This window comes from Paenibacillus sp. FSL R7-0340 (genome assembly GCF_038002205.1).
Taxonomy (GTDB): Bacteria; Bacillota; Bacilli; order Paenibacillales; family Paenibacillaceae; genus Paenibacillus; species Paenibacillus polymyxa_B.
The window spans coordinates 243,563-270,062 of the sequence record NZ_JBBOBY010000002.1; the positions used below are offsets into that span (position 1 = coordinate 243,563).

At 43.2% G+C, this 26,500-nt stretch carries 23 protein-coding genes; 21 read left to right on the top strand and 2 right to left on the bottom strand.

Annotated features, from left to right (window positions below):
- Window positions 1–22: 22 nt before the first annotated feature.
- From MKX59_RS24005 to MKX59_RS24090, 18 genes are all read left to right on the top strand, one after another.
- Window positions 23–1,495: an efflux RND transporter periplasmic adaptor subunit gene (locus MKX59_RS24005; protein WP_076265437.1), complete on the top strand. Its 1,473-nt coding sequence runs from the start codon at window positions 23–25 to the stop codon at window positions 1,493–1,495.
- Window positions 1,492–2,229 carry an ABC transporter ATP-binding protein gene (locus MKX59_RS24010; RefSeq protein WP_053324566.1) on the top strand — a complete coding sequence of 246 codons (738 nt, stop codon included), beginning with the start codon at window positions 1,492–1,494 and terminating at the stop codon, window positions 2,227–2,229. The genes MKX59_RS24005 and MKX59_RS24010 overlap by 4 nt, the downstream gene beginning before the upstream one ends.
- Window positions 2,226–3,440: an ABC transporter permease gene (locus MKX59_RS24015; RefSeq protein ID WP_264454218.1), complete on the top strand. Its 1,215-nt coding sequence runs from the start codon at window positions 2,226–2,228 to the stop codon at window positions 3,438–3,440. The genes MKX59_RS24010 and MKX59_RS24015 overlap by 4 nt, the downstream gene beginning before the upstream one ends.
- Before the next feature lie 65 nt (window positions 3,441–3,505).
- A complete protein-coding gene (locus tag MKX59_RS24020; RefSeq protein ID WP_069079683.1) occupies window positions 3,506–3,766 on the top strand; it encodes a hypothetical protein in 261 nt (86 codons plus the stop codon).
- Between the two features lie 809 nt (window positions 3,767–4,575).
- Entirely contained in the window at window positions 4,576–4,722 is a 147-nt protein-coding gene (locus MKX59_RS24025; RefSeq protein WP_155613644.1) for a hypothetical protein, read from the top strand.
- Between the two features lie 39 nt (window positions 4,723–4,761).
- Window positions 4,762–4,965 carry a hypothetical protein gene (locus MKX59_RS24030; RefSeq protein WP_076265439.1) on the top strand — a complete coding sequence of 68 codons (204 nt, stop codon included), beginning with the start codon at window positions 4,762–4,764 and terminating at the stop codon, window positions 4,963–4,965.
- Window positions 4,966–4,998: 33 nt separating this feature from the next.
- A complete protein-coding gene (locus MKX59_RS24035) occupies window positions 4,999–5,298 on the top strand; it encodes a hypothetical protein (RefSeq protein WP_340859092.1) in 300 nt (99 codons plus the stop codon).
- 220 nt (window positions 5,299–5,518) lie between these two features.
- The gene (locus MKX59_RS24040; protein WP_264454216.1) at window positions 5,519–6,853 is read left to right on the top strand and encodes a DUF418 domain-containing protein; all 1,335 of its coding nucleotides are present in this window, start codon (window positions 5,519–5,521) and stop codon (window positions 6,851–6,853) included.
- A gap of 279 nt (window positions 6,854–7,132) precedes the next feature.
- The gene (locus MKX59_RS24045) at window positions 7,133–7,693 is read left to right on the top strand and encodes a pentapeptide repeat-containing protein (protein ID WP_340859093.1); all 561 of its coding nucleotides are present in this window, start codon (window positions 7,133–7,135) and stop codon (window positions 7,691–7,693) included.
- Between the two features lie 6 nt (window positions 7,694–7,699).
- Window positions 7,700–8,257, top strand: a complete 558-nt coding sequence (locus MKX59_RS24050; protein WP_338533197.1) for a hypothetical protein — start codon at window positions 7,700–7,702, stop codon at window positions 8,255–8,257.
- A gap of 20 nt (window positions 8,258–8,277) precedes the next feature.
- On the top strand, window positions 8,278–8,946 hold the full coding sequence (locus MKX59_RS24055; RefSeq protein WP_340859095.1) for a hypothetical protein: 669 nt from the start codon (window positions 8,278–8,280) through the stop codon (window positions 8,944–8,946).
- On the top strand, window positions 8,933–10,357 hold the full coding sequence (locus MKX59_RS24060) for a phage baseplate assembly protein V (RefSeq protein WP_028541097.1): 1,425 nt from the start codon (window positions 8,933–8,935) through the stop codon (window positions 10,355–10,357). The genes MKX59_RS24055 and MKX59_RS24060 overlap by 14 nt, the downstream gene beginning before the upstream one ends.
- Before the next feature lie 27 nt (window positions 10,358–10,384).
- Complete coding sequence (locus MKX59_RS24065; RefSeq protein WP_340859097.1) at window positions 10,385–10,807, top strand: DUF4280 domain-containing protein; 423 nt, start codon at window positions 10,385–10,387, stop codon at window positions 10,805–10,807.
- Window positions 10,808–10,818: 11 nt separating this feature from the next.
- Entirely contained in the window at window positions 10,819–13,917 is a 3,099-nt protein-coding gene (locus MKX59_RS24070; RefSeq protein WP_340859098.1) for a phage baseplate assembly protein V, read from the top strand.
- 2 nt (window positions 13,918–13,919) lie between these two features.
- Entirely contained in the window at window positions 13,920–14,249 is a 330-nt protein-coding gene (locus MKX59_RS24075) for a hypothetical protein (protein WP_076295396.1), read from the top strand.
- Between the two features lie 536 nt (window positions 14,250–14,785).
- Window positions 14,786–14,914 (top strand): hypothetical protein, encoded by a 129-nt coding sequence (locus MKX59_RS24080; protein WP_256703683.1) that lies wholly within the window; start codon window positions 14,786–14,788, stop codon window positions 14,912–14,914.
- Window positions 14,915–15,645: 731 nt separating this feature from the next.
- On the top strand, window positions 15,646–16,260 hold the full coding sequence (locus MKX59_RS24085; protein ID WP_340859099.1) for a hypothetical protein: 615 nt from the start codon (window positions 15,646–15,648) through the stop codon (window positions 16,258–16,260).
- A gap of 355 nt (window positions 16,261–16,615) precedes the next feature.
- A complete protein-coding gene (locus tag MKX59_RS24090; RefSeq protein ID WP_023986869.1) occupies window positions 16,616–17,041 on the top strand; it encodes a MarR family winged helix-turn-helix transcriptional regulator in 426 nt (141 codons plus the stop codon).
- Between the two features lie 265 nt (window positions 17,042–17,306).
- Here the strand turns inward: MKX59_RS24090 and MKX59_RS24095 are convergent, their stop codons facing one another.
- A complete protein-coding gene (locus MKX59_RS24095; protein ID WP_023986870.1) occupies window positions 17,307–18,281 on the bottom strand; it encodes a bile acid:sodium symporter family protein in 975 nt (324 codons plus the stop codon).
- Window positions 18,282–18,396: 115 nt separating this feature from the next.
- Window positions 18,397–19,278, bottom strand: a complete 882-nt coding sequence (locus MKX59_RS24100; protein WP_053324575.1) for an AraC family transcriptional regulator — start codon at window positions 19,276–19,278, stop codon at window positions 18,397–18,399.
- A 136-nt stretch (window positions 19,279–19,414) separates the two neighbouring features.
- Here MKX59_RS24100 and MKX59_RS24105 point away from each other — a divergent pair, with 136 nt between their 5' ends.
- The 3 genes from MKX59_RS24105 to MKX59_RS24115 are packed head-to-tail and all read left to right on the top strand — an operon-like array spanning window position 19,415 to window position 26,429.
- Window positions 19,415–22,771 carry a DUF5107 domain-containing protein gene (locus MKX59_RS24105; RefSeq protein ID WP_340859100.1) on the top strand — a complete coding sequence of 1,119 codons (3,357 nt, stop codon included), beginning with the start codon at window positions 19,415–19,417 and terminating at the stop codon, window positions 22,769–22,771.
- Window positions 22,764–24,050 carry a cellulase-like family protein gene (locus MKX59_RS24110; protein WP_076265239.1) on the top strand — a complete coding sequence of 429 codons (1,287 nt, stop codon included), beginning with the start codon at window positions 22,764–22,766 and terminating at the stop codon, window positions 24,048–24,050. The genes MKX59_RS24105 and MKX59_RS24110 overlap by 8 nt, the downstream gene beginning before the upstream one ends.
- A gap of 21 nt (window positions 24,051–24,071) precedes the next feature.
- Window positions 24,072–26,429 carry a beta-galactosidase gene (locus MKX59_RS24115; protein WP_023986874.1) on the top strand — a complete coding sequence of 786 codons (2,358 nt, stop codon included), beginning with the start codon at window positions 24,072–24,074 and terminating at the stop codon, window positions 26,427–26,429.
- Window positions 26,430–26,500 lie beyond the last annotated feature (71 nt).

Consider the following 26,500-nt stretch of genomic DNA (forward strand, 5'->3'; position numbering starts at 1 on the left):
TACATTTTAAGGGGATATAACATTGTCGGAAACAGAAAAGAAAGATGCTTTGCAAGTGTTAAGAAGGAAAAAAAGATTGAAAGGGATCATAGGTATTCTTGTCTTGGTTATTATAGCGGGAATTGGAAGTTTTGTTTATATGAAAAAGGGGCAGGAAAAGCCCGTGGAGAGTCCTGTGAACCAGATCGTACAGGTACAGAAAACAAACATGACCGAGTCGCTTAAAGTGACTGGGACCGTTCAGGCATCTAAGGAAGTGAATATTAATTTTACAAATGTAGAGGGTGCCAAGCTCATTGCTGTCAATGTCAAAGCAGGAGATAGTGTCAAGGCTGGTCAGGTGCTGGCTCGTTTGGATGATTCCGATTCCAGGTTACAAATTAAAAATGCTGAGTCCAATGTAGCGATAGCCCGAGCCAAGCTGGAGGAAACCAAGCGTGGACCGAAGTCCAGTGATATTGAGCTCCAGAAGGCAAATGTCTTAAAGGCACAGATGGCGATTAAAACAGCCAAGGACGGGATGGATTTAGAGGAAGCCACTGCACAAAAAGAGGCGGCCAAGGTGACTTTGGATAAAGCACAAAAGGATTATGATGACCAGGTTTATCTAGTTCAGAATGATGCAGCTGCAGAAAGTGACCTGGCGACGGCCAAGCAAAACCTGGATAAGGAAAAATTGGATATGAATAATGTTGAACTTCAATATAAAAAGGCAAAGAACCGCCAAGCTCAGGCGATTGAGGAGGCGGAAATGGGCTATAAAACAGCTTTAATACAATTAAGAGCTGCACAGTCCCCGCCTGATGCTTCCAACATTCAATCCGCACAGGCTTCTTTACAACAGGCGGAAACGGAATTGGAACAGAAGAAAAGTGTCCTGAACAAATTACAGGCTACAGCGCCATGGGATGGAATAATCATGAAGGTCAACGGCGATGTGGGTACCAGTCCTACAGCACCTTTTATTGTTATGAACAACTCTAATACAGGCATTATGAAGGTTAGTGCCAAGGTTAACGAAAGTGACATTGCTAAAATGAGGACTGGGCTTCAGGCTACGATGCACACAAGTTCATTCCCGGACAAACAATTTAAAGGCAAAGTCCTCTTTGTATCTCCAGAGCCGGTTACTGAATCCAATGTGACTACATACAAAATTGAATTATCTTTAGATAGCCAAAAAATAAAGCTACAGTCAGGGATGAATATAGATGTATCGCTCCAGTTGGCTGAGCACAAAGATACGCTTACAGTGCCACTGTTCGCATTGAGATCCGAAGGTGGAGTGGATGGAGTATATGTAGCGAAGAACCCGGCTAACCCTGCAGATTATGAATTCAGGCCAGTGAAGCTGGGTGTCTATACAGCGGATCAGGCCGAAATCAAGTCCGGTGTCAAGGAAGGCGAGACCATTGTTATTCCACCTCAGAGTGGTAGTGCTGGTTCCAATGGCAGTCAAGAGGGTCAAGACCCTGATGGGGGTCAGGCACAATGAGAGAAAATCAATCCCATAAAGTTGTTATCGAAATTAAAGAACTGAAAAAAATGTATGAGGTAGGCGGTCAGAAGATTCAGGCTCTGCGCAGTGTTAATTTATCTATTAGCGAAGGTGAATTTGTTGCCATTATGGGACCTTCTGGTTCGGGCAAGTCTACCATGATGAATGTCATTGGTTGTCTTGATCATCCCGATACCGGAGAGTACTACCTGGATGGGTACTCCATATTGGATGCTCGTGAGAACGAGCTTTCGGAGATTCGAAATCAGAAACTGGGTTTTGTGTTTCAGAAATTCTATCTACTTCCCCGAACTACAGCATTAGCAAATGTAGAGCTACCTATGATGTATGCAGGTATACCTGCCAAGGAACGCCGGGAACGAGCCGTGGAGGCACTACGTAGCGTTGGTCTTGCAGAACGAATGTATAACAAGCCTAATGAGCTTTCTGGTGGTCAGCAGCAACGTGTCTCCATTGCCCGAGCATTGGTGAATAATCCTGTTATTCTGCTGGCGGATGAGCCTACGGGAGCACTGGATACGAAGACGAGCGTCGAGATTATGGAGCTGTTCCAAGGCTTGAATGAGCTGGGAAAAACTATCGTCTTGGTCACGCATGAGCTGGAAATTGCTGAATATGCCAAACGATTGATTAGTTTTCGGGATGGTAATATTGAACGAGATGAGCGTATTACGAATAGACGAATTTCATCAAGGATGGTAAGCCTATGAATTTGATGGAAACAATCCGTGTATCTATGAATAGCTTAACCACCAACAAGATGCGCTCATTTTTAACGATACTCGGTATTATTATTGGGGTAGCGGCGGTTATTGCCATTATGGCAATCGGAAATGGCTCTAAGGCCAGTATTAAGGAGGAAATCGACAAATTAGGAAATAACGTGCTTATGGTTGCTCCAGCCATGCCAATGACTGAAGAAGAAGTCATTGTGAGCAACTTGGCCTCATTTACGTGGGCTGATATCGAGGCGTTGGAACAAAAGAAGTCTATAGATGCATTAATGCCAAATATAACGAGCAATTCAAAAGCTACGTGGGGGCGATATAACTATAACGCCACTATTGTAGGGACTTCCGCTTCATTCTATAAGGTCAAAAAGGTTTCCTTTGCCGAGGGTAGAACATTTACCAACGATGAGATGGATAAACGCATGAATGTCGCCGTCCTTGAAAGCCAAGCGGTTCAACGTCTTTTTGGTGGAGATACCCAAAATGTATTAGGACGAACGTTTCAAGTTAAACAGATCCCTTTCAAAGTGATCGGAGTATTGGATACTCAGCCAGTTACGAACTTAAGCTACGGTAGTGATGATCAAATTTATATCCCTGCTACCACTATGATGAACCGTTTGGGTGAGAAGAATATTGTCACTCTGGATGTGTCCGCCAAGTCACCAGCTTTGATGGATCAGGCTCATTCAGACATATTGGAAAGCTTGCGTGTGACGCACCAGCTAAAACCTTCAGAACCGGATCAATTTCAAGTTACGAGTCTGTCCGAAGCAGTAGGTGCAGCTTTAGGTGTAGATAAAATCATGAGCAACTTGCTGGGAGGTGTAGCCGCGATATCGCTCGTGGTAGGGGGAATCGGAATTATGAATATTATGATGGTTTCAGTTATAGAGCGTACGAGAGAAATCGGGATTCGAAAAGCTATCGGTGCCAAGCCAAGAGATATTATGATTCAATTTCTGTCAGAAGCAGTTATCTTCGGTCTAATGGGTGGTATCCTCGGGGTTGTTACTGGTATAGCAGCATCCAAAATAATTGAAGCAACTTCTCATATGGCCATTCAATTTACGGTCTCGCCTATCATATATTCGTTTCTCAGCTCCGCAGGTACAGGCATTCTATTCGGGGTATATCCAGCTTATAAAGCAGCAAGCTTGAAGCCTATAGATGCATTGAGATACGAATAATTTTATTGGCACATGGTCGCAAAATAAAACGTAAACTGCTTCTAGATTTTGGAGAAACATATACTATGGAAAAAAGCTATACGCATAATAGAACCAGAGCTCATCGGATTAAGAGAAGAAGACTACTGTTTATTATTATCATTTGTATTGTTCTAAATATTTTAAAACTCTCTGACATCTTCAGTAGTAAACCACAGCCAGTAAAAACGATTGAATTTGCAGAAAAAATAAAAACAGTATCAACCGACAAATTAAATAACGAATCCAAAGGGAGCGAATCCTCTCTAAAAAATGTTACTGATATTGAAGATGCAGCCATTTGTTGAAAAGTACTTGAATCAGCAAATGCTCGTCCAAAAGCCTGAGGAGACAGATGATAAAAATTTCTATGCTATTTATGTCAAGAGAACACTGTAACCAAACAGAACGGAAGGAATAAGCAAAATATGGACATTAAAGGTTTAGAGGATCTATATTTATCTTATAAATCAGAACTCTTTGGAAATCCTTGAGAATAGTGCATAACAAACAGGATGCCGAAGATTTGTTGCACGAATGCTTTAATTCGGTTTATAAGTGCTTCCCTTGACTGGCCCAAAGATCGTATCCGTTTTATCTTTTGAGAATTGCCAAAAATCTTGCTATAGATTTATTAAGAAATGAAAAAAGATGGGAGGATACTCTTCACATAGAGAACTAATTGATTATCACTGGGATACCCTGGATTTGAAAATTCGAGAGGAAGTCGATCGGATTTTTTTGATGGTAAGTAATGACTAGCAAAGGACTGTACTTAATTGCGCCTAGTCCAAGGATACTCCATAAAAGAAATGGCTAATAATTTTAAACAAGAGTGAAGCTTCTGTGAAGTCGTTGCTGCACAGAGCTTCTTTTCAAGCACTAATCCTTAAATTTCTTTTTATTGTTGGGACTTTTTGGATCTGTCTGATTTCAATGCGCAGGTCAGGTGTCGGGCACCCAGGTAGGCCTTTCCGTAATCGTTATTGCCTTTGTTTTGATTCTGGCTTCATGGAAGACGGATACGTCAAAGCCCGACCTTTGCCTGATGCGCCGGCCGCTGTAAGCCAGGAACCGGTCCAGACGGAAAAGCTATGCTTCCGTAGTAGGTGAGATTGTGCAGGATTTCCTGGATCTGCACGGTTTTGAACGTGATGCGGTTAAAGAAGCTGGCGTATTTGCGGACAAAACCTCTCCGGTAACAGAGATGCTGTATCATTCCATCTATGTGTTAATCCGAAATACAAATAACGAAGCCATCTAAGTGGTCAATGAACTGCTAAAAAAAAGAATAAACGTCACCATGCTTATGAAGAGCGGAGCCGGTTATGAAGCCGGTGACTTCGCAGTGGCTTATGACGATCTGCATCCGCTGGCAGCCAAATACTATCTTGATATAACGGCATTCGGCAATAACAGACCCGTTGGCAAAGTTCTTAAACCTTCTAATGTGAAAAACCGGGTTCCTCAATTTGCGTTTGCTGAACCGACGTGGGAAAGATGCTAAGGGGTCTTCCTGGCAAATGTCAAACAGGATCATGTGATTACAGCCCCTTACGATAATGAAGAATACTTCTACACCATTACAGGTTCTTACATTACGAAACTACCTAAAGCCGCAAAAGTTCTTGCAACCATTAGTAATAAAGAAAACTTCTTCAAAGCGGGCTGGTGGCCAGGTCACGATGCTGCAAGAGGAAAGATCATGGCCTTCACCTATAAGGAAAACAAAAAGAATCTTACTGTTTTCTCCAATGATCTAACCAATGGCGCTCATTCACAGCAGCAATTCCGACTACTGGCCAATTCAATTTTTAATGCCGTCGCCGAAAAATACTGAGTGACTTTTAATAATATTGCAAACAACCTTATTCCAGTGATCAACTGCGAATAAGGTTGTTTTTGCGATAAAACGGTTTCGCCTACTGTGACATTTTGTTTACAACTTGATCAAACTTTAGCGACATCTGCAGGATATATTGGACTATAGCGTGACATCAATCCTCTGCATAACCAGGTTGATAAAAATGTGAATTCAGTATTTCAGGGAGGAATGCAAGTTGCTAAGCAGTATAAAGCTGATGAGCAGATTCGTCAGAGAGTATGAGGGAGAGGAAAATATTAAAAAACGAGCTTCTTCCGTAAACAGCCAGTTGAATGAAAATCAAGTAGATGAAAAGACGGTTGCTAATAAATTGGATGAAAAAGCAGTAGATACAGCAGGTATATCCAATACATCCTACGACGGTACACAAAGCGATATTCCTTCTCGAAGCTCTGTAGAAGAGTCGAGGAGAAGGCGGGGCACCGGGCGTCTTGTAGCACTTGATGCAGTACGAGGACTGGCGGTGCTGGGAATGTACTTGCAGCACTTCGGATCGAACCCAAACGTTTCTGCGATTGTTTCCGGAAACACGACACTATTATTCGTATTGTGCGGGGGTATATCTTATTCCATTATGGCACAGCGCATGATGGATCGGGGAGCGGATACGGCCGCTTTCCGTGCGCGAATGCTGGCACGCGCCGTATTTGTTGATATTATCGGGTATTTGCTTATTATGCTGAACACTCCATATGGTGTCATTTTGCCTGCCTATGCAGCTATGTTTGTGTTGGCACTAATGTTATTTCGCCGTTCGACCCGCACAATTGTTACAACAGCAGCAGTTTTGCTCGTGACGGCCCCGCCACTAATGATTCTTGGATCAAGCATTTTCTCGAAAGCTTATCTTCTTAGTGATATCGCGGGAGGTCCGATGTCAGCTCTCGCCTTGACTCCTGCATTTGTTGCCGGCATGGCCATTGGCCGCTTTGACCTCACCAGGATACGCACAGCTCTCATACTCGCAGGCAGCGGTATTGTTATGCTTGTGATAGGCAAAACGCTGGCCACTTTTGTGCTTCCAGGTTGGAGCCTTCGTTTTGAACAATGGCTGATCAGCGCACAGGGAATTGCTCCTATGCAGCCGGATGAATACGCAATTTGGCCGCTTAACACGGAACCACCGATGTGGCATATGCTTTTGCAGTCGGCTCCGCACACCGCTTCGTCATTCCAGACGATTATAGGCCTGGGAATCTCGTTTCTGGTATTGGGACTAGCATGCTTCGTGGCGAAGAAATTTTCCGCTGTATTAATGCCTTTTGCGGCAGTCGGGCGCGTGGCGCTGACCATGTATGCCATTCAGTTTGTGGTGGTCTGGATTCTTGATCTGATAGGAATCGGGCATAGTCTCGAAGGCGTTCCGTTCGGCGACCTGATTATCGGAGTGGCGGCACTACTGCTGGGCTGGCTGATTGCGCGGCTTCCTGTCGGCCCGCTTGAAGGACTGATGCGCCGTTTTGACCGAGTATTCAGTCCTACCCAACCAGTCTCACAAACAGTAAAGTAGATAGCCTTCTTGATACTCTATATTTATAGTCATAGAAAGTGCCGGGTTATAATTAAAACGGACTGATCAAACAGGATACCAGATAAAGAGAATACAGTCCGATTTTCGGTATTCATCGGCTCTGATCATGGTGCCTAAATAAACTGAGCTATAAGATAATCAATGAACAGAATTGAAAAAGAGAAACTAATCATGAAAATAATAGAAAATATTAATATTTAATTTCTCGGAAGGGGTGGGTTCAATTGTGAACCCACCCCTTTTTCATTGAGTACAGTTATGGGTCTTTCTGTAAACAAAATCACTAATTACTGGCTAGAGGAAAAAAAGCCCTACGACTACATACATGAAGTTTTCCGCAAGATCGATGGGTCTCAAGGAAATTATGAGAGAATACGTCTGCAATATGCCGATTTGAGTGAAAGTTCTTTTATCAATAGTGTTTTTACAGGAGGAAATTTGATTGGCTCCTGTTGGAATAAAGCATGTTTAATAGAAGCTGACTTTAGCGATTGTTTGATTCAAGAAGCACGTTTTGAAAAAGCCAACTTAAGAGGAACGTCTTTTCGAGATGCAGTAGCTGTACCTGGAATATACCAGTCTGAACGATGGGAAAGACCTGGTTTTCAACCCGTAAGTTTTGCAGGAGCAGATCTTACAGGAGCCAAATTTCAGGGCGCTTACTTACAGAATGCTGATTTCACCGGGGCTATATTGCAGGGGGCCGACTTCATTGGTGCAGCTATAGAGGGGGCCTGTTTCAAAGGGGCGGTGCTGGATGGAACCCGATTTAGTTTAGGGATGCATCCAGTTGCCCGGGATCTAACTTCATTTGGATGAAACCATGTGGGACAGACGCAATGGAAGGGACGTGGCATAGTGGAGTATTTTCTTTGTCAACATGATGATCGGATGTTGTATTCTGCTGTTCCCGTATGGGACGAAGAAGCCAATGCAGAGATGGTAAGTATTAATGATTGGACGGAATGGCCCCCTTCTTATGCCGCACAGTTTAAGGTGAAAGGTCACGATTATACGGTTTATCCTGATATTCTGATGGGTTCGAGGATGATGGTATCTGATTCTGTACATGAGTTGTTACAGGTCTATACGCCGAGCCTCTTCAGTCGTATGGCTTTGTTTCGGGATATGGAACGTTCTCAGCAAAAGTTGTACTGGATGATTCAGCCCCCTTTAGTGAATTGTGTAGGTGAGCTAAGTACATTTCATCCCGGAGGAACATTGATGAAGTTGGTAGTAGATCGAGAGCGCACCGAGGGAAGGCCCTTATTGCAAGTTCAAGGTTTGCGTGAAACCTGTACATTAGTAAATTTGGCATTAGCAGAAAGTCTGTTGCGGAGGGGAACGAGTGGTATCTCCTTTCAGGAAGTCGATATGCAGTAACGAAATGGGAGGAGATATTTGTGGAACATCTGGATAAGAAAATTGTTTCTTTGCTACATACGGTAACATCAGAAAATGCCGAAAATAATCCATCCTTAACTGAGGATGGAGCTTTAAGTCACGCACACGATAAGGAGCCGTTTGGGCAAACATTACAAACATTCATGCAGCTTGAAGGGGAAAGTCTGGTTTTTGCTCAGCGGTATTTAGTGGATGAACGCATCAGTATAACAATGCCAAAGAGCTTTCGGGATATGCCAATTGATGAGCAGCTATTAAAATATCCTTCTCACCATCGCCCAGATTTTATTTTCACTAATGAGGCAGGCACGATTAACTTAACCTTCAAGCATACCGAAAGCCCGTTGCAAATAGAAGAGTTGGAGGACTTTACGGATGAGATGGCTCAGGTGGTAAAACAAACCCAGAAGTTGACCGAATGGTTTGGCCATGAAGTGTTGGAGGTAGGAGAGAATCGAATAGGATACTGCGAATTCATGATGCCAGTATGGAATGCTCGTATGTATAATTTATCTTTTTTTACAGTATTGGAAGGACGGGCGCTAATGTGTGCGTTTAACTGTACGGAAGAAGAAATAGTGAGCTGGAAGCCCGTTGCCCGCAGTATGCTGCTAACATTGAAAATCGAACCCGAGCGAAAGGAAAGTAACTCTTATGACATTAACTAACATTACATATGATCGGCTGCAAATTACACCATTTGAATTGGTGAGTATTCAGGAATTGCGTATGACCAAGCGGTTGAATGAGCATACCCGGCTCTCTTTTACAGCTATTTTACCTGAAGAATTACAGGACAGTTATGTTCAATTGATCGAAGCCGATTCCCCGGTTTGTGTATCACAATTGGATGAGGCAGGAACACCAACACCGCTATTTAACGGAACGGTACTTCATATGGAAGTCAGAGCTGTCCGAGATGTGTATTACCTGGAGGTCGAAGCTATATCACACACGTATAAACTGGATATTCGCAAAAAAGACAGGTCCTTTCAAGATAAAAATATGAAGGTAGAGGAATTGCTGCGGGCTGTAGGTGGGAATTATCCCGGTTTTGACATTATTGATTCGGCTACAGGGGGAGCAGCTTTAGGTCGCATAGCGGTCCAATATCGTGAAACAGATTGGGAGTTCCTAAAGCGGATCGCTTCGCGTTATCATACTTCACTCACGCCTGCCTCTGTGTTTGATGTGCCGAAGTGTTATTTTGGTGTTGAGGAGACCCCGTCAGGACTTGATTTAACGAATTATCATTATACCGTCAGTAAACGAGTTGCGGATTATCGTTATTTTAACGGCAATGATACAGCACATGTAAACGAGCATGATTTTATTGATTATCTGGTTGAGGCGGAGCAAGTTTTGGAGTTAGGCAGCACCGTTACTTTTAAAGGTAAAAGCTTGTACGTGTACAAGGTAGATACTCACATGCAAAAGGGTGTACTGCAGCACGTGTATACCTTAACTTCTCACAAGGGGTTGAGGCACAAGGAAGTCTTTAACGAACAGCTTATCGGTCTGTCTTTACCGGGTAAAGTCATTCAGGTAGAGCGAGATCGTATCAAATTACATTTGAATATAGATGCCGTTCAAGACCCTACGAAGGCCCACTGGTTCACGTATGTTTCTCCTTATACTGCGGAAGGACATAGCGGATGGTACGTGATGCCTGAGTTGGGAGATACCGTGCTACTCTATTTCCCTGCCCATCGGGAAGAAGAAGGCATGGCAAGTACATCTTTGCGCCAAAAGAATCAGAGTGTAGAGCAGCATGCTCTTGCAAATCCCGACATCAAATTGTTTCGGACCGCCCACGGCAAGGAAATCAAATTAACTCCCGATGAAATTGTAATCACCAGTAAGGAGGGGGCTGTGTATATTCAGTTAAATGAGAAAGATGGTATTCATATTGTAAGCGACAAACAGATTCATTTCTCCGCAGGAGGAAATATCTCCATTCATTCTGGTAGTAAAGTGAAAATCACGGCAGGGAATGAAATTCAAATGACTAGCAAAGGCAGCACCGTATCGCTGGGCGGAATGACAAATGTTCTTGGCAGTGAAGTGAAGACGAACTAGGAAAGGAATGAAAGGGGGAATAGAAGAATGGCAAATAAGCCTCATTCCGATAAGGAACCTATTCAAGCTGGACGGGGAAGTAAACAAGGATATGTTGTTGCTGGAGCGATCTTAAGCTGCAGCTTTGGTACGCAACCGACACGTCTCAAACGTCCGTTCAGTCACGGAGTATATGTAAAAGATAAAGCGCAAATGAACGTTAGAGATTACTTGCCAGGAACCAATATCAGCAATTTCGGTCGTTGCTCCTGTCCAGCTAATCCAGCGGTCAAAAGTAGTGACATGGTGGATATCTACGGGGTGAAAAAAGCGAACTGTGTTCCGGTCATCACCGGACCCTGGATCGGCGGCAAAAGTGATGTGCTTGTGGAGGGAGAACCAGCCTTGCTGGATCAATGCTCGAATGGGGGAATGATTCGGATTACAGACGATGGCCAGACGCTGGAGTAAGGAGGTACAAGTTGAATCACACACAAACGATGTTAACGTATACGGAGTTGGAATGTACAGGTCCATATCCTCTTCAAACAATAAGCGAACTGCGTATTGAACGAAAATTAAATGACCATGCCCGGTTAAAGATCAGTGGATGGTTAGATGAAGAGCAGAGAGATCATTACATAGAACAGGATCAGGATAACGAACCGGTCATTATCCGTACCAAAACAGAGAATGGTCAGCCTGAACGCATTTTGTTCCATGGTTTACTGGTCCATGCAGAAACACGGATGGTGCGTGGCATCTATTATGTGGAGCTTGAAGCCGTTTCTCATACGATTCAGTTGGATATTACACCTGTAACGCGTTCTTATCAGGATACCTTAATGCCCTACGGAAATTTAATCAAGCAAATCATTCAGAAGTACAATCAGGCCGATGTTATTGATAACATAACAGATAGTACTATCTTGCATGAATTTACTTTACAATATCGAGAGACGGATTGGGCCTTTCTCAAACGGATGGCTTCCCGGTTTGGAACGGTGTTGATCCCAGAGATCTCATTGAATGGACCTAAATTCTGGTTTGGTATGCCTGAGGGGCAGTACGTTGAGATGAAGCATCCGGTTTACCGTACTCGACGTAGTTTTGATCCGAAAAGGACAGCGGAATTCAGCTACATGATGGAGAGTGAAACGTTTGCCAGGCCCGGAGACCTCACGAATTGGAATGGTGAGCAATGGATGGTGGCAGAAGTCACTTCTGAATTGCGGAAAGGGTTGCTATTACACGAATATGAACTGGTTCACGAACAGGGAATTCAGCAAACAGAGATTTTGTGCCTTCACCTCACAGGAGCTTCATTCGAAGGACGTGTAATAGAAGCCAAATCAGGCCGAATCCGTGTTCATCTTACAGTGGATGAAAAACAAGATCGGGATAAGGCGTGGTGGTTTCCGTATGCCAGTAGTTATACCGCCGAAGGACATAGCGGTTGGTACGTCATGCCGGAACGAGGAGATACAGTATCTGTCCGCTTCCCTACAGAGCAGGAGGCGGATGGATATGCGGCAAGTTCCATACGACAAGGGCGAAGCTCGTCCCCCAAGCTCACTGATCCAGCCACCAAGTATTGGGGGACTCCTCATGGCAAGGACATCAAGCTGAGTGCCAGTGAATTGAAGGTGACGGCTAAATCGGAACAGGTTCACATTTCAATGAATGGTTCGGGTATTCAGGTCGTCAGTGAACATGAATTGTCATTGTCGGCAGGTAAGACGCTCTCCTTGCATGCAGACGGGGAGCTGAATATTCAAGCTGCCGAGGCTATTTATTTCAAAGCGGGCAGCAGTAGCTTGGTGTTGGATGGGGAAACAGATATACGGTCCGCTAAAGTACAGCTTGAAGGCACGGTTAAAGGATCGGTTTTTGTTGCTGATTTAGCACCGATTTGGGAACCACCACTAATGTCTATGAAAGCTTATGCGGAGGCGCAGGCGGCAAAAAGTGCAGCAAACAGCAGTACAGGGGGAAGCTCCAATTCAAGCGTTACATCGAAAGATGGGGGAGCCGTTAAGTCAGCCGTAAACACTCCAAATTCACCGAAGGCTAGTCTACTCGATGGCGTATTGGGATTAGCCCAGAAAGTATGTGATGTGGCTGCGTCTATTCCTGTATTGGGTGCCATACCGAAAGCAGCAAGTCAAAAAATAGCTTCGATTCGTTCCGAAGTGGCTTCCTCTGGACCGTCATCCATAGTTAAATATGCGGCAGCAGGATTGTCCATGATTGCCAGCGTCCCTTCCCATGGTTGGGGAGTGGTGTTGGGGAAGACGGCCAAGGTTGCTGCTCAAACCTTACATGCACACGCGGAGGAACAGAGGGCCCGTGAACGGCATGCGACGATGGATTTTCTCGGCAAGGTATGGACGAGTGCCAGAGGGTATGGAGAAGTACAATCCATACATGACTTCATCAACTATGTAAAGGGAGTCAATCAAGCTTCAGTACAAGCCTATAGCGATATTCCTTCTGATATACGGGAACGATGGTATCAAAGAAATATGGATCAACAGTTTGAAAATGCGCTGGATGCTTATTATAATAATCAAGATCTCTCCACAGATATAGTCGCATTAATGGAACATCAGCGGCAGACGGACAACCATTTTCGATATAGTGACAGAGCTTTGATGAGCTCCAAGTATCGGGATGATATGAAAGGATATACGACGGAACAGAAGAAATATCTAATTGATTTTCTGAATTCAATTGACGAATATAGAAAAGAGTATGGGCCGTATAGGGAAAGTCCTTTTATGAAAGACCTGGATGAGACTGAGCGGATTGTGCTGAATGAAATCAAAAACTCTGCTTATGAGAGTGTAGAAGCGACATGGGAACGAATACGTAATTTTCCTAATCTAGATATCCGTCAAATGGTGGCCGATAACTTCCAAGCAAAGCAAGACGTAGCAGATAACATCGTTAATGTCATAACGGATCCAGATGCTGCTTATGAAAAAACGATAAACAGATCCAAACAAGAAAATGCCCATTTGTTAGTAGATACAGCATTTGCTTTTATTGTTGGAATGAAAGGAAAGAAGCATTCTAAAGATGACGGTGCTTCACCAGGAGGATCGCATAAGAAGGATGATCATTCTTCTGAGGGGACGGGTAAAGATAATCCAAGAATTCCACATTCTAAAGAAGTTGAAATTGCTGATAAAGCGGGAAACCCTTTAGGAGAGTTTGATGAAATAGATTTAGTGAATAAAGTATTTCATGAAGATAAAAGTGCTGAGGGGTTATCTGTTATAAACCCTAAAACAGGTAAACCGTTCCAAACTGCAGAGAAATGGGCAAACAAACAACTTTATGCAAAAACAAAGGAAAGAATACTAAATCTTCAAAAGGTAGATCATACTAGACCGACAAAGAATGGAAGCAGTGAGATACCTACACTGGATGAGATTAAAGATGTCAGAAGCTTTAACTTTAGAATGAATGCAGATACACCAGAATTAAGAGCCGCTGTTCAGAAAACTATTGAAAAACTCAAAGAAGAATTCCCAGATTATAATTTTACTGCTGAATTTGGTAAAGGAGGAAGTTGATTGTGGCTGTTTCAGCAATAATTCTCGAACCACAGAACGAGTTTGAACAACATTTTAGTATTCCAGTAGCTACACATAATTTTTTTGAAAAATATTGGATACCCGCAATAGAATCAATTAATACAGAGTGGCTTGTGGGTATTAGATACGGGATTGATGTCACAAAAGAAGATTCTATTCACTTGATACGTGAACTAGGCTTTCTTAAAGATTGGGCACAAAGAAACTTACAGGATGATGTTCAAGAACAAATATTATTAAGAATTGACCTTCTTGAAACTAAGCTTCCTACTGCATTTCAACGAGAAGATTCTGTGGTTTTTATTGGTTGATTAGAATTTTACAGGGCGGTTGCTCTAAAAGACCCTACTCAGTGTCGAATAAACCCATTATTCAACCGATAACACATATACCCCCTGTAATACCTATATAAAGATTTCGTCATTTCATTGTACGTATATTAATGCTTTAATTTTATAACCTAAATAACGCTATTCCGTCACATTAAACAGGTTGATTATGGTCAGATACCACCATTATTGACCTGTTTTTTGTTATCTTCGTTTTCTTGCGGTTTTACCAAAATCCATCGCAACCGTACAATACGTTCCCCCGATATGGCAGATGAGAAGGTATCATCTAGGATAAATCGACCGACAATGAATAGTGGGGGCGGCTAAAACGAATATATTTTTGATTTTGTCAGCAACAGAACGGTACAATTATTGCAATTGTTACTCCGAAGAAGGAAATATGGTGACGACCAGTTTACATAAAGAGTAGGTCATGTGGTAAGGCTAGCCGCTAACTCCCACCTTTCTATAAACGAGCGGAAAATCCATCAAAAGTTTTGCCTGTGGGGGAACGCATGAATGACGTACAAATTTCATTAGACAAATTTGCTATTGAATATCGTGGAGTGGCAGTGAACTTCTACAATCAACTAGCCCTGTCCTTTCGGGATTGGTTTGATATTAAGGTCGTTATTCGCCATTAAGAGTATGTTTACCACTGGAATTAGGGATGACGAGGCTCACCTGTACTTGTGTTATCAACCGTGGCGGCAAAAAAAATCAAGAAGGTACACATTTTAAATCGAAACCCATCCTGATTTTTTGGTGAAGTTATGCATGCTGCTTGATGTACTATGCGTGCATTCTTAAGAGGCTTATTTCAATCGATGCGAGTTGGCAAATGATATTTCAGCGCAAGCTCGGGGTGACGGAAGTGCTAGAACGCGTTTAGAGACATTAAAACGATCATGTTCTTGATAATAGGCGCAATGGGCAGAATTACGCAGGATGGAATTCTGTATATATACGAGATGAATATGGAAACAATGGTGTAATGCGAATTATTTATAAGCAAACTCCCAAAGGAATTAAGTGGCATGTAGTACAATGGCACTAGCTTTTCTATTGTAGAATTGCTTTTTTATTGCCAGTAATCTAAAGTCGTGTAAAAAGTTGAATTAAGTAACACTAACAATAAAAGGGGAGAAAGTCTGGTGGACGAGAAAGTTAAATATATTAATGAACTGTTCAAATATCTAACACAAAATAATGATACAAAAGAATATCAAACGTTTTTTGCTCTATTAAAAAATATAAAATATAATCCTAGCTTGCTAGAGTATTATGGAAAAGAATTTGTTGAACATATGATAGACCTTCTCCCGCATATAGAAGATAAGTATGATCAAGCTTCACTAATAGAAACGATCATTGAATGTTTGGATATTTACACATTGGTGAAAAATACCTCAAGGAAACTTTTGATAAATATATGTTATGTATAGCTGAAAAAGCTGTTAATGTGAAAGGGATGTCAGCTTGTTTAATAGGGTTTATAAAAGCGGGAATTAGTGAAAAAGAAATAATTAAGAAGTTGGAGGAGAATTTAGAGAAAGAACACTTAATAAGTGTTCTTTCAAGAATGTACATCAATTATCTTGCTGATTCTGTAGAAGACAAATCTTACTTAATGAAGGAAGTACAAGAAGCCTATTATATAAGCCAGCGTTCTGGAATCGTCGCTCAATTTTTATTATTAGTGCATCCACACGTTCGGAAATATGCGGGAATAAGTCAGATCACTTTCTTATATGATTCATACAGAGGTGTGTATGAAGATTGCTGGCCAAGAGGGTTACTTCCTAATATGAAAGACACGCTTATTAAGTCAAAGGTGTTGTCATCAAAGGAAGTAAGTATTTTAGAACAGTTGGATAGGTTAATCAACATGCAAGAAGAAGAATTAGATTCGATGGCAGTCAGAAAATTGTATGAAGATTTTTTCGAAGGTAAAGATCCACTTGAAGTAATCTTTACTTTGCCAATGTAGAAAATTAGGTAAAATGATTTCACCTAACCACTTGATAATATGTTCCTGTGGTTAAGCGGATTTAGCCCACCTTATTTAGAAGATGCTGGTTTTGTGGTAAATACCAATTTCGAATGAACCCAACCATACGACCAATAACACTTATGTAATATCCGTGGACGATAGTTAGGATGGATTACTGTCAATAAGTGGACGCTCTGAAACGAGAATCATTATGCTGCATTTGCATACTGGTTCGGTGATGACGGGTTGTAATATTTAAAATATTGTAGGAGTTTTGACCATTCCATTTAAGCTTGATACAATAGGATAAACTTAGTGGAGATACTTTAACATAGAATGGTGTGGTCTAAACTTGCAACATGAAAACGAACTTTTGGATGTATGGTTGTCTTTGTCTCACATCCATTCCACTTTAAATGATAAGTTAGAACAAGCTCTGCTACAAAATTATGATTTATCCTTGAAGGAGTTTTATGTGTTGGGTTTTATATCCAATTCCGAGGAAAAAAAATTACGACTGCAGCAACTTCAAGAATTGGTGGGGTTAAGTCAAAGTGCGACATCGAGACTCGTAGTGAGAATGGAAGCCAAAAACTGCGGGGCTTTACAAAGATATACATGCGAGGATGATCGACGAGGTGTGTATACTCGGATTACGGAATTAGGTGAAAATAAATTCCAGCGTGCACTTCAAACCTTTAATCAGGTGTTACAATCAGAACTTCAGAAAGATGGAGTGAAGTCACAATTTCAAAATCTTACGCAAAAGCTATTTTAGACTTTGCAACCTGTGTATATCGTTCTTAGTTTCCTTAGGGTAATATGTGGCTTGAACGTTGTGCCACGAAAGGCTCTTTACAGGGGCTTAGTTTATTACCCTAGACGATTCAATAGAAATGTTATGATTGGAAAGTGAACATTTACATGATTGTGCATGCATGTTTTAATTAAGCTCCCAACCATGTGCGCATAGAAACGCCCTTCCGAAACTCCTCCTCATAAGGAGGAGTTTATCTTCTGGAACCGCCGCCAGCCCCCTTTGCTTAAGAAACTGAGGCCGTATTGCGCTTTTCCTTGGCGTTGCCGCGGTCGCGACGACTTAGCAGAAATCCGACCAGAGATGCCGTGGATTGCTGGAAAATCATCCCGAGTACAACAGGCAGTGCTACCGGGGCCGGGAAATAGGTGATGGCCAGCACAGCTCCCGCGCTAATATTACGCATGCCGCCGTTAAAGACAAGCGCCGTACGGTCTGCATTATTCCACCGCATCAGCCCTGATATCAGATAACCGATCGCATATCCAGTGGAAGCAAGGACGACTATGGATAGGCATACTCCAACAAGCTTGAGATTAAAATCGACCAGATAAGGCGCGATGACAGATCCGTTAATCATGACGACAAGAGCCATAGCCAGCTTGGAGAACGGGCCTAGCCGAGGTCCCCATACCTGCTTGATCTTCCCTTTAGTCCATTCGTTCAATACCATGCCGATTAGCGAAGGAACGACAATCATCCAGAACAGACTCTGCATCATCGCCCAGGTATCGAGATGCACATCCGCTCCGATCAGCAGGGACATGATGCCCGGCACGGCGAATGGGGCCAAAATCGTATCAATTAGAATGATCGCCAATGTCAGCGCCGTGTTGCCTTTATAGATGTTGACCCACACGAAGCTGGAAATACCTGTAGGGATAGCTGCACCAAGAATAAGTCCAGTGATCGTATAAGGATCATTACTGAAAGCCAGATGCCCCAGCATCATGGCGAGAAGCGGCATGGCCAGGTGAAGAATAAACAGACAGGCGATCAGCGGACCAGGATGCTTTATCACATGGACAAAATCCTTAAACCCCATACTGATACTGCCCGCGAAGGTCATGAATGCAAACAGCCAGGGAGAGAGTTCGGTATATTGTGACAACGGCGTACCGATCAGGACGCCAATTAGAATACTGATTGGTGTAATTAGCGGCATAGCTGCATTTAGTCTACGATTCAACGTGAGGAGCATACAAAACTTCCTTTTTTAACCTTAAGTATAGACCTTGCACCCCCGATTCGTAAATGATCTGTGACCTTGCGGCAGCCCGATAGAAGCAAATTTGAACGCTCCTGATGAACATAGATCAACCCTTCAAATTATTTCGATATTCCAAAGGAGAGCAGCCCATTATTTTTTTGAATAGCCTGGAGAAGTAGTAAGGGTCCCTAAAACCGAGTTGTATGCTAATTTCTTTAATAGAAGCATTCGTCAAATCCAAAAGCTGACTGGCCCTCTGTATCTTCATTCTTAAATAGTAATCGACAGGAGAGTAGCCGGTGGATTGCTTGAATATCAAGTTCAGATGCTGCTTGGATACCTGAACATGCCGACTAAGCTCCTCAAGCGAAAGGGTGGATTCCAATTGTTCACTCATATAGCGTGTTGCCTTATCCACATGACTCTGGTACGTACTGTCTTCCTTGCGAAATGCAACCGATACAACAAAGCTCAGCAGATAACGGACCGTTTGCGATACTTGAACTAAATGTATGATGGAGTATGATTTGTTCAGTAAAAGGTCGTAACACTGATGAAATAGCTCCAGTAGTTTGACTTCATCACTGGCGGCCATTGAAATATACGTTTTAAAAGGCTCAAATAATGCCATAAAATCATCAGCTTGGTCCCCTTTAAGATGAAACCAGTAAATCGTCCAAGGATCTCCATCGTCAGCCCCATAAGCATGCGGCATGTCCCTGGGAATGTACGCAAAGCTTCGCTCCGTCATGTCAATCGTTAGGCCATCCTTTGTTCGTATCCAACCTTTTCCGCTGGCACAGTAGATGAATATATGAGAGTCACATCCGTGCATTCTTTCACGAAAATGATGGCGGGCATGGCTGAAGCAGCCTATATCCGTAATATATAGATTTTTTGTAAGCGGATTCATATTTAATTTATCCAGCATATAGGGTGGAAGGACATATAACTTTTCACCCTCAAATCCATCAGCTTTCTTATTCATAATCTATCCATCTCCTAGCCTTAGGCGGCTCTAATGATGAAATACGTATATAGTCCATCATAAACAGTGGATTGTCAATTGTCTGTACTGTCACTTACTTGTAAGCTCTGAATATAAGAGCGACTATGAGGGAGTGATGGAATTGAGCATCTTCGACGCTAAGGCACGCGTGTGGGAGGAAACCGTGCAGATCCCCACGTATGGAATTGGCAAACCCGACAAAAATCCAATGTTTCTGGAGAAACGTGTCTACCAGGGAAGTTCCGGTCGAGTGTACCCGCATCCGGTAATTGATAAAATTGAGGATGAGAAGAAACTTGAAAATTACCAAATTGTTTTTCTGGAAAATAAATACTTGCGCATTGAGATCATGCCAGAGCTGGGAGGCCGCATTTATCGTGCGGTCGACAAGACCAACGGTTACGATTTTGTTTATTATAACAGGGTCATCAAACCAGCGCTTGTGGGCTTATTGGGGCCGTGGATATCTGGAGGCATTGAGTTCAACTGGCCTCAGCATCACCGTCCCAACACTTACGGACCCGTTGAATACAAGTTGGAAGAACATGAGGACGGAAGCGCAACGGTATGGGTGAGCGAAATTGATCGTATATTCGGCACGAAAGTAACAGCTGGATTTACACTCCAACCGGACAAAGCATACCTTAAAGTTGGGGCCCAGCTATACAACCGGACTGCCGAGCCTCAAACGTTTCTATGGTGGGCCAATCCAGCCGTAGCGGTACATGAGCACACACAATCTGTTTTTCCTCCAGACGTATCAGCCGTGTTCGACCATGGAAAGCGAGATGTATCCCGTTTCCCGATCGCTACAGGCACTTATTATAAAATGGATTATTCTGAAGGCGTAGATATCTCCCGATACAAAAATATTCCTGTCCCCACTTCATATATGGCCTATAAATCGGATTACAATTTCATAGGTGGTTACGACCATATGAAACAAGCCGGGCTTTTGCATGTGGCTAACCATCACATCTCTCCCGGAAAAAAGCAATGGACATGGGGAAATGGCGAATTCGGCCAAGCATGGGACCGGAATCTAACAGACGAAGACGGCCCCTACATCGAGTTGATGACGGGGGTATATACCGATAACCAACCAGATTTCACTTGGCTTCAGCCGTATGAAGAAAAATCGTTCTCGCAGTATTTTATGCCTTACAAACATATTGGTATTGTCAAAAACGCTTCAATTGACGCAGCCGTTAATTTGGAATTAAATCGCAGCGAAGGGACAGCACAGATTGGAGTCTATGTAACTTCGTCATTTCGTGACGCTGTTGTGGAATTAAGTAGTCAGCGGAAAGTTTATATCCAAGAAACCTTAGATCTGACACCTAATAAGGCCTTTATGCAGAAGACAGTTATTTTGGCTGAGGATGAGGATTATGAACTATGCTTAACCGTCAAAGACGCGACCGGAAGGGAGTTGATTAGCTATCAGCCGAAGAAAAAGGAAGTTGAACAGATGCCGGCTGCTGCCGCCCCCCTGCCAGAACCGGAGGAATTAAGAACGAACGAAGAATTATATTTAGCAGGACAACACTTGGAGCAATACCGTCATGCTACCTTTGAACCCGAGGCGTATTATCTTGAGGGCCTGAAAAGAGATAAAAATGACAGCCGCATAAATGTGGCATATGGTACGTTGCTTCTTCGTAGAGGGTTGTATTCAGAAAGTGAAGAGTGCTTTCGTAAAGCTATCTCGCGGGTAACCTGGCGTAACTCTAATCCCTATGACGGTGAGGCCTACTACCAGCTTGGCTTGTCGCTAAAATACCAAGAGCGGATGGATGAGGCGTTCGCTGCATTTTATAAATCAGTATGGAGTGCAGCATGGCAAGACAGCGGGTATTTCTCACTGGCACAGATTGCGACAGAAAAAGGGAACTATGAAGAAGCGTTGGAGCTGGTGGAGCGTTCGATAATCCGAAATGCTCGCAACTACAAAGCACGCAACCTGAAGTCGGCTATTCTTCGTAAGCTTGGCAGCTACGAAGCGGCAATAGCCTATTCCAAGGAAACAATTAAGCTCGATATCGCCGATTTTGGAGCTTACCGTGAGCAAGCATTATCATTAGAGGCTCTCGGGTTACGAGATGATGCTAAAACGGTCTTCGAAGAGCTGGAAAAATGGATGCGTGGAGATGTGCATAATTATATAGCAGTAGCATCGGACTATGCAGCGGCGGGACTCTATGAGGATGCAGTATGTGTGTTGGAAGAAGCTCCAGAGCAGGCGAAAACATACCCTATGCTGTATTACGTTCAGGCCTTCTGCTATGCTAAAATCGGCAAGTATGAGCAGGCGAATAATGCTCTCGCGCAGGCCGCAGTTGCAGTTCCCGACTACTGCTTTCCTAACAGTCTGTTGGAGTTGGATGTGTTACAATTTGCAATTCGAACGAGACCGGGGGATGGAAAGGCGCATTATTACTTAGGTAATTTACTCTATGACAAGAAACGGCATCGGGATGCCATTTCCAGCTGGGAAACGTCTCGTTCCATTGACGATACTTACCCCGTTGTTCACCGTAATCTTGCTCTTGGATATTTTAACAAACAAGGCCAAGTAAAGAAGGCTCGCCATTCGTTAGAGCAGGCCTTTGCGTGCAATACTTCAGACGCGCGTGTTCTTTATGAGCTTGACCAGCTGTATAAGAAGCTGAACATCAAGCCCAACGACAGATTGAACCTAATGGAGAGTTATCCGGGAATCATAAAGCTTCGCGATGATCTGTTTTTGGAATATGTAACCGTTCACAATACGATGAAGCAGCATAAAATAGCGTTGTCCTTGCTGACAGGGAGAATATTTCATCCATGGGAAGGCGGAGAGGGGAAGGTAACTGGACAGTATAGGCTTGCCAAGGTAGAGCTTGCGAAGTCCGACCTGAGGTCTGGGCAGATTGAGCAGGCTGTAAAAGGGCTGCGGGAGGCTTTAGTGTATCCAGAGAATCTTGGCGAAGGTAAGCTAGAGGGTTCCCGAGATAACGATATCTACTATTATTTGGGCTGCGCGTATGAGCTATTGAAATTAACAGATGAGGCAAGGCAGGCTTTTTCCACGGCCTCTCAAGGACAGGGGGAACCCATTAACGCCATGTATTATAACGATCAACAGCCGGATATGATATTTTACCAAGGATTGGCCTGGCAGAAACTTGGTTATGCGAAGGAAGGCAATCGTCGATTCAACAAGCTCATTGATTACGCCGAAAGGCACTTGTTTGAACCCGTGAAAATGGATTATTTTGCGGTTTCGTTACCCGACTTTCTCATCTTTGAAGATGACCTGAATAATCGTAATCAGGTTCATTGTACTTATATGAAAGCACTTGGTTTGCTTGGATTAGGACGACAGGACGAAGCTATCTTGCATTTTGAATCGGTGCTTAAGCTGGAAGCTAACCATCAAGGAGCATTGAACCATATGGACTGGAGCTGGGAGGGGAAATCAAATGAGTAATCTCATGAGAAATGTACCGCGCAAATTGACGATCACCATGTGGGACTTTTCTTGGTATACAATGACGCAAGAAGGTGAGCCCTACAGCGATCTTGAAGCCCGTTTTAAAGAAGCGGTCGAAAGAGGGTACAATACGATCCGAATATGTGCTATGCCATTCATGTTGTTTACAGCGGATGGCAAACGTCCTGGACCCTTGGAGTTTGCTAACCTTGGGGAAGTAGGTCAGCGTACGCGTTGGTATAACTGTCGTGGCGGCGCAGTGCTGGACGGGCATGCTCATTTACTTGAACTGTTTAAACAAGCAAAGGCTCATAACTGTTACATTATGTTATCCTCTTGGGAATATCAGCAGAGTCCCAGCTTTCTGGCTCATGCTGAGCTTAGAGATGAATTAGCTGCAATACCTCCTAAGGAGAGATTCATGGCCATTGCAAAATCAATGGATCAGTTGATCCGTTTCGTCACAGCAGAAGGCTATAGGAACCAGATCATCTATACAGAGTTGCATAACGAAGTGGAATTTGGGCAGTTAAACGCTGTTGGGACGTCTGAAGGCATAGCCGAAACGAATGTACCAGCGCTTATTGAAGCCATGCAGCCCTATGTAGAAGAAGCGATTGAATATCTTCGCCAATGTCATCCCGATATTATGATGACGGCAAGCTATACGTTAAATGAAGCCTACCCTAAAGCTTACGTCGCGCGCAATATGCAGGTTGCCCATTTTCATCTTTATATTAAAGGGGTGCTCAATGAGCTTATGGAAGCGGCAGGGCTTTATGATGAGTTGGCGCCGTTCCCCAATCCATTCGTACAATCCCTATTAAGAGAAGATGCTCCTCCATTTGCAAAGTGGACCCTGCCTCCGGAGCAGAATTGGCGGATGGAAGGCAATCCAGTCGGCATGAGGCTTATTTATTTACACGACTGGGTAGATCCCGACCAATGGGATTTATTTTTGTACGATCGGTATGGAGACCATAAAATTGCCATGTTGCAGAAGGCCGACACCCGTTTGGAAGAGATTTATGAATGGACTCGTCATTCCGGAATTCCAATAGTCATAGGAGAAGGTTATGTAGGCTACACGCCGCTGTATGCCCAATTTGAAGAAGGCCCAGTCGGCAAATTTATCGCTGAATATGTGTTGCGAAAAGGAATGGCACTTGGATTCTGGGGAATGACCCTCTGTTCTAACTGTGCTCCCCATCATCCATTCTGGGATGATATCGCTTGGCAGCGCAAATGGAATCAATTTATCCTGAATTCAGATTAACGAGTGAGGGGAGTGAACTCCATGAGAAACTATCGAGTTACAGTCAAAGACGATCAAAAGCATATTGTTAAAGGACATATCAAACTTGGCGGCACCAATCCCAAAGGAGAGGAAATCGGATTCACCAACTATTTTATGGAGAAGGACGGAGAGCCCTTTTTCGGTATTTGTGGTGAATTCCATTATGCCCGTTATGATGAACGCTATTGGGAAGACGAAATTATTAAAATAAAAATGGGCGGCGTAAACATCATTGCCACTTATATTTTTTGGAACCTACATGAAGAAGTTGAAGGTATTTTTGATTGGAGTGGGAACAAAAATCTTCGTCGTTTCATCGAGTTGTGCGGCAAGCATCAGGTATACTCCATGATTCGGATCGGACCCTTTGATCATGGGGAAATTCGAAACGGCGGTATGCCGGATTGGTTATTCGGTCGACCATTTGAGGTTCGTTCTAATGATGAGGGGTATCTGTTCTATACAAGAAGAATGTATAACGAAATCGGTACCCAGGTTAAAGGGTTGTTATATAAGGAGGGGGGGCCAATTATCGGCACCCAAATCGAAAATGAACATAATCATTCATCTGCCCAGTGGGCCTTGACTGTAGGAATTAATGATATGTGGTTAAACAGTGGAAGTGACGGCAACTCGCATATGTTAAAACTTAAAGAAATAGCTCTGGAAGCAGGGATTGATACTCCGATCTATACGTGCACAGGATGGGGAGGAGCGACAACTCCTGTACCTGATATGCTGCCATTATGGGGCGGGTATGCCTATTGGCCATGGATATACTACGAAGAGGGACGGTTGGAGGGGATGAACGAGCATCCTGCGACACCGGAATACATTTTCCGAGACAAGCATAATAACAAGATTCCAAAGAGCTACAATTTTGAGCCTCAATACGCGCCTGAAGACTATCCGTACGCTTGCTGTGAAATGGGTGGCGGCATGGTTCAGTTTTATAAATATCGATTCGCATTTCCCTACCGCAGTGTTCCAGCGATGACTGTCATGAAGGTTGCAGAAGGCTGTAACCTGATCGGATACTACATGTATCATGGGGGTTCCAATCCTCGAGGTAAGGTTAACCCGTTCACAAATGATCTAGCCACTCCTAAAATATCCTATGATTTCAACGCTATGATCGGCGAATTCGGCCAAGTAAGGGAATCATACCAAAGAACAAAGCTGCAGCATTACTTTTTTTCAACGTTCCAAAAGCAATTCTCACTAACAAAGACAATTCTGCCAGGGGATACGTCCCAGATGGACCCTTATGATGTGGATACGTTACGATATGCAGTGCGATCTAGTGCCGGATCGGGTTACCTGTTTCTAAATAATTTTCAAGACCATGTCGAAAATTACGACCTGTGCGATTTTAATGTGAGTATTGAGCTACCCGAGGAAACAATTGTAATCCCTAGCCAAGGTGAACTGACGTTAGGACGTGATAGTTTTGCCATATTGCCATTTAACTTCAATTTAGATGGAATGAAGCTCAAATATGCTACGGCACAGCTGATAACAAGGATAGAAGAGGATGGAGAAGCATATTATTTTTTCTTTGTACCAGAGGGTATGAAAGGAACGTATGTAATGGAGTCAAAAGATATAATCAGTGCCACAATCGACAAAGGTTCGATAGAGCAATTGGATGGGAACACGATCATTAAGGTTGCTGAAGAGGAGGATAGTCTCATCCATCTGGTATCTGAAAGTGGTCAAAAAGTTGCCATCTATACGATGACTGATGAGCAAAGTCTTACATTTTGGAAGGTAAACATGCAAGGCCGGGACAGAGTCATTTTGACAAATGCCAATGTACTTGTATCTGAGGGCGATCTAAGGCTGGAATCAACGGACCAAGAAATGGTAACCCTGAGTGTATTCCCGGATTTTGACGCCTCATTCACATCGATTTCCGGTGGAGAACTGCTTGAAATAACAGAAAACAATGTATTCAAAACATATCGTTTAAAGGCTCCTAAGAAAGAAATTCATTTCAATTTGAAAAGGATAAATAACGATAAATTTACCCTTGATTTCGAATTAGATGCCTTTCACGGAATCAAGGAAGCTCTGCTGCGTATCCATTATACTGGAGATATCGGTTATGCTTTTATTGATGGCGAACTGATCAACGATAATTTCTGCAACCATACGACCTGGGAAATAGGTTTGAAAGCATTTGAGCATCGGCTCATCGAGCAAGGGTTGTACGTATATGTTTCTTCCATTCGAAAAGGTAAGGTTCTCAATAGCAATACGACCATGGCTGGCTGGAAAGAGACGACAAAGGAAAGTATTGTAGATATCGGTTCGGTTAGCCTTGTGCCTGTATATGAAATCAAAATCACCATATAACCCAGAAGGTTACATGGTGATTCCTTTCCAGACTAATTTCACATAAAGTAAGGGGCCAGTGAATACATGAG

Bases quoted from the DNA above. Each gene is read 5' to 3' on its own strand.
- MKX59_RS24080 (WP_256703683.1), top strand. From the start codon at position 14,786: ATGAATGACGTACAAATTTCATTAGACAAATTTGCTATTGAATATCGT.
- MKX59_RS24015 (WP_264454218.1), top strand. From the start codon at position 2,226: ATGAATTTGATGGAAACAATCCGTGTATCTATGAATAGCTTAACCACC.
- MKX59_RS24095 (WP_023986870.1), bottom strand. From the start codon at position 18,281: ATGCTCCTCACGTTGAATCGTAGACTAAATGCAGCTATGCCGCTAATT.
- MKX59_RS24065 (WP_340859097.1), top strand. From the start codon at position 10,385: ATGGCAAATAAGCCTCATTCCGATAAGGAACCTATTCAAGCTGGACGG.
- MKX59_RS24105 (WP_340859100.1), top strand. From the start codon at position 19,415: ATGGAATTGAGCATCTTCGACGCTAAGGCACGCGTGTGGGAGGAAACC.
- MKX59_RS24045 (WP_340859093.1), top strand. From the start codon at position 7,133: ATGGGTCTTTCTGTAAACAAAATCACTAATTACTGGCTAGAGGAAAAA.
- MKX59_RS24010 (WP_053324566.1), top strand. From the start codon at position 1,492: ATGAGAGAAAATCAATCCCATAAAGTTGTTATCGAAATTAAAGAACTG.
- MKX59_RS24100 (WP_053324575.1), bottom strand. From the start codon at position 19,278: ATGAATAAGAAAGCTGATGGATTTGAGGGTGAAAAGTTATATGTCCTT.
- MKX59_RS24115 (WP_023986874.1), top strand. From the start codon at position 24,072: ATGAGAAACTATCGAGTTACAGTCAAAGACGATCAAAAGCATATTGTT.
- MKX59_RS24060 (WP_028541097.1), top strand. From the start codon at position 8,933: ATGACATTAACTAACATTACATATGATCGGCTGCAAATTACACCATTT.
- MKX59_RS24110 (WP_076265239.1), top strand. From the start codon at position 22,764: ATGAGTAATCTCATGAGAAATGTACCGCGCAAATTGACGATCACCATG.
- MKX59_RS24020 (WP_069079683.1), top strand. From the start codon at position 3,506: ATGGAAAAAAGCTATACGCATAATAGAACCAGAGCTCATCGGATTAAG.
- MKX59_RS24085 (WP_340859099.1), top strand. From the start codon at position 15,646: ATGTTTGGATATTTACACATTGGTGAAAAATACCTCAAGGAAACTTTT.
- MKX59_RS24030 (WP_076265439.1), top strand. From the start codon at position 4,762: ATGCTTATGAAGAGCGGAGCCGGTTATGAAGCCGGTGACTTCGCAGTG.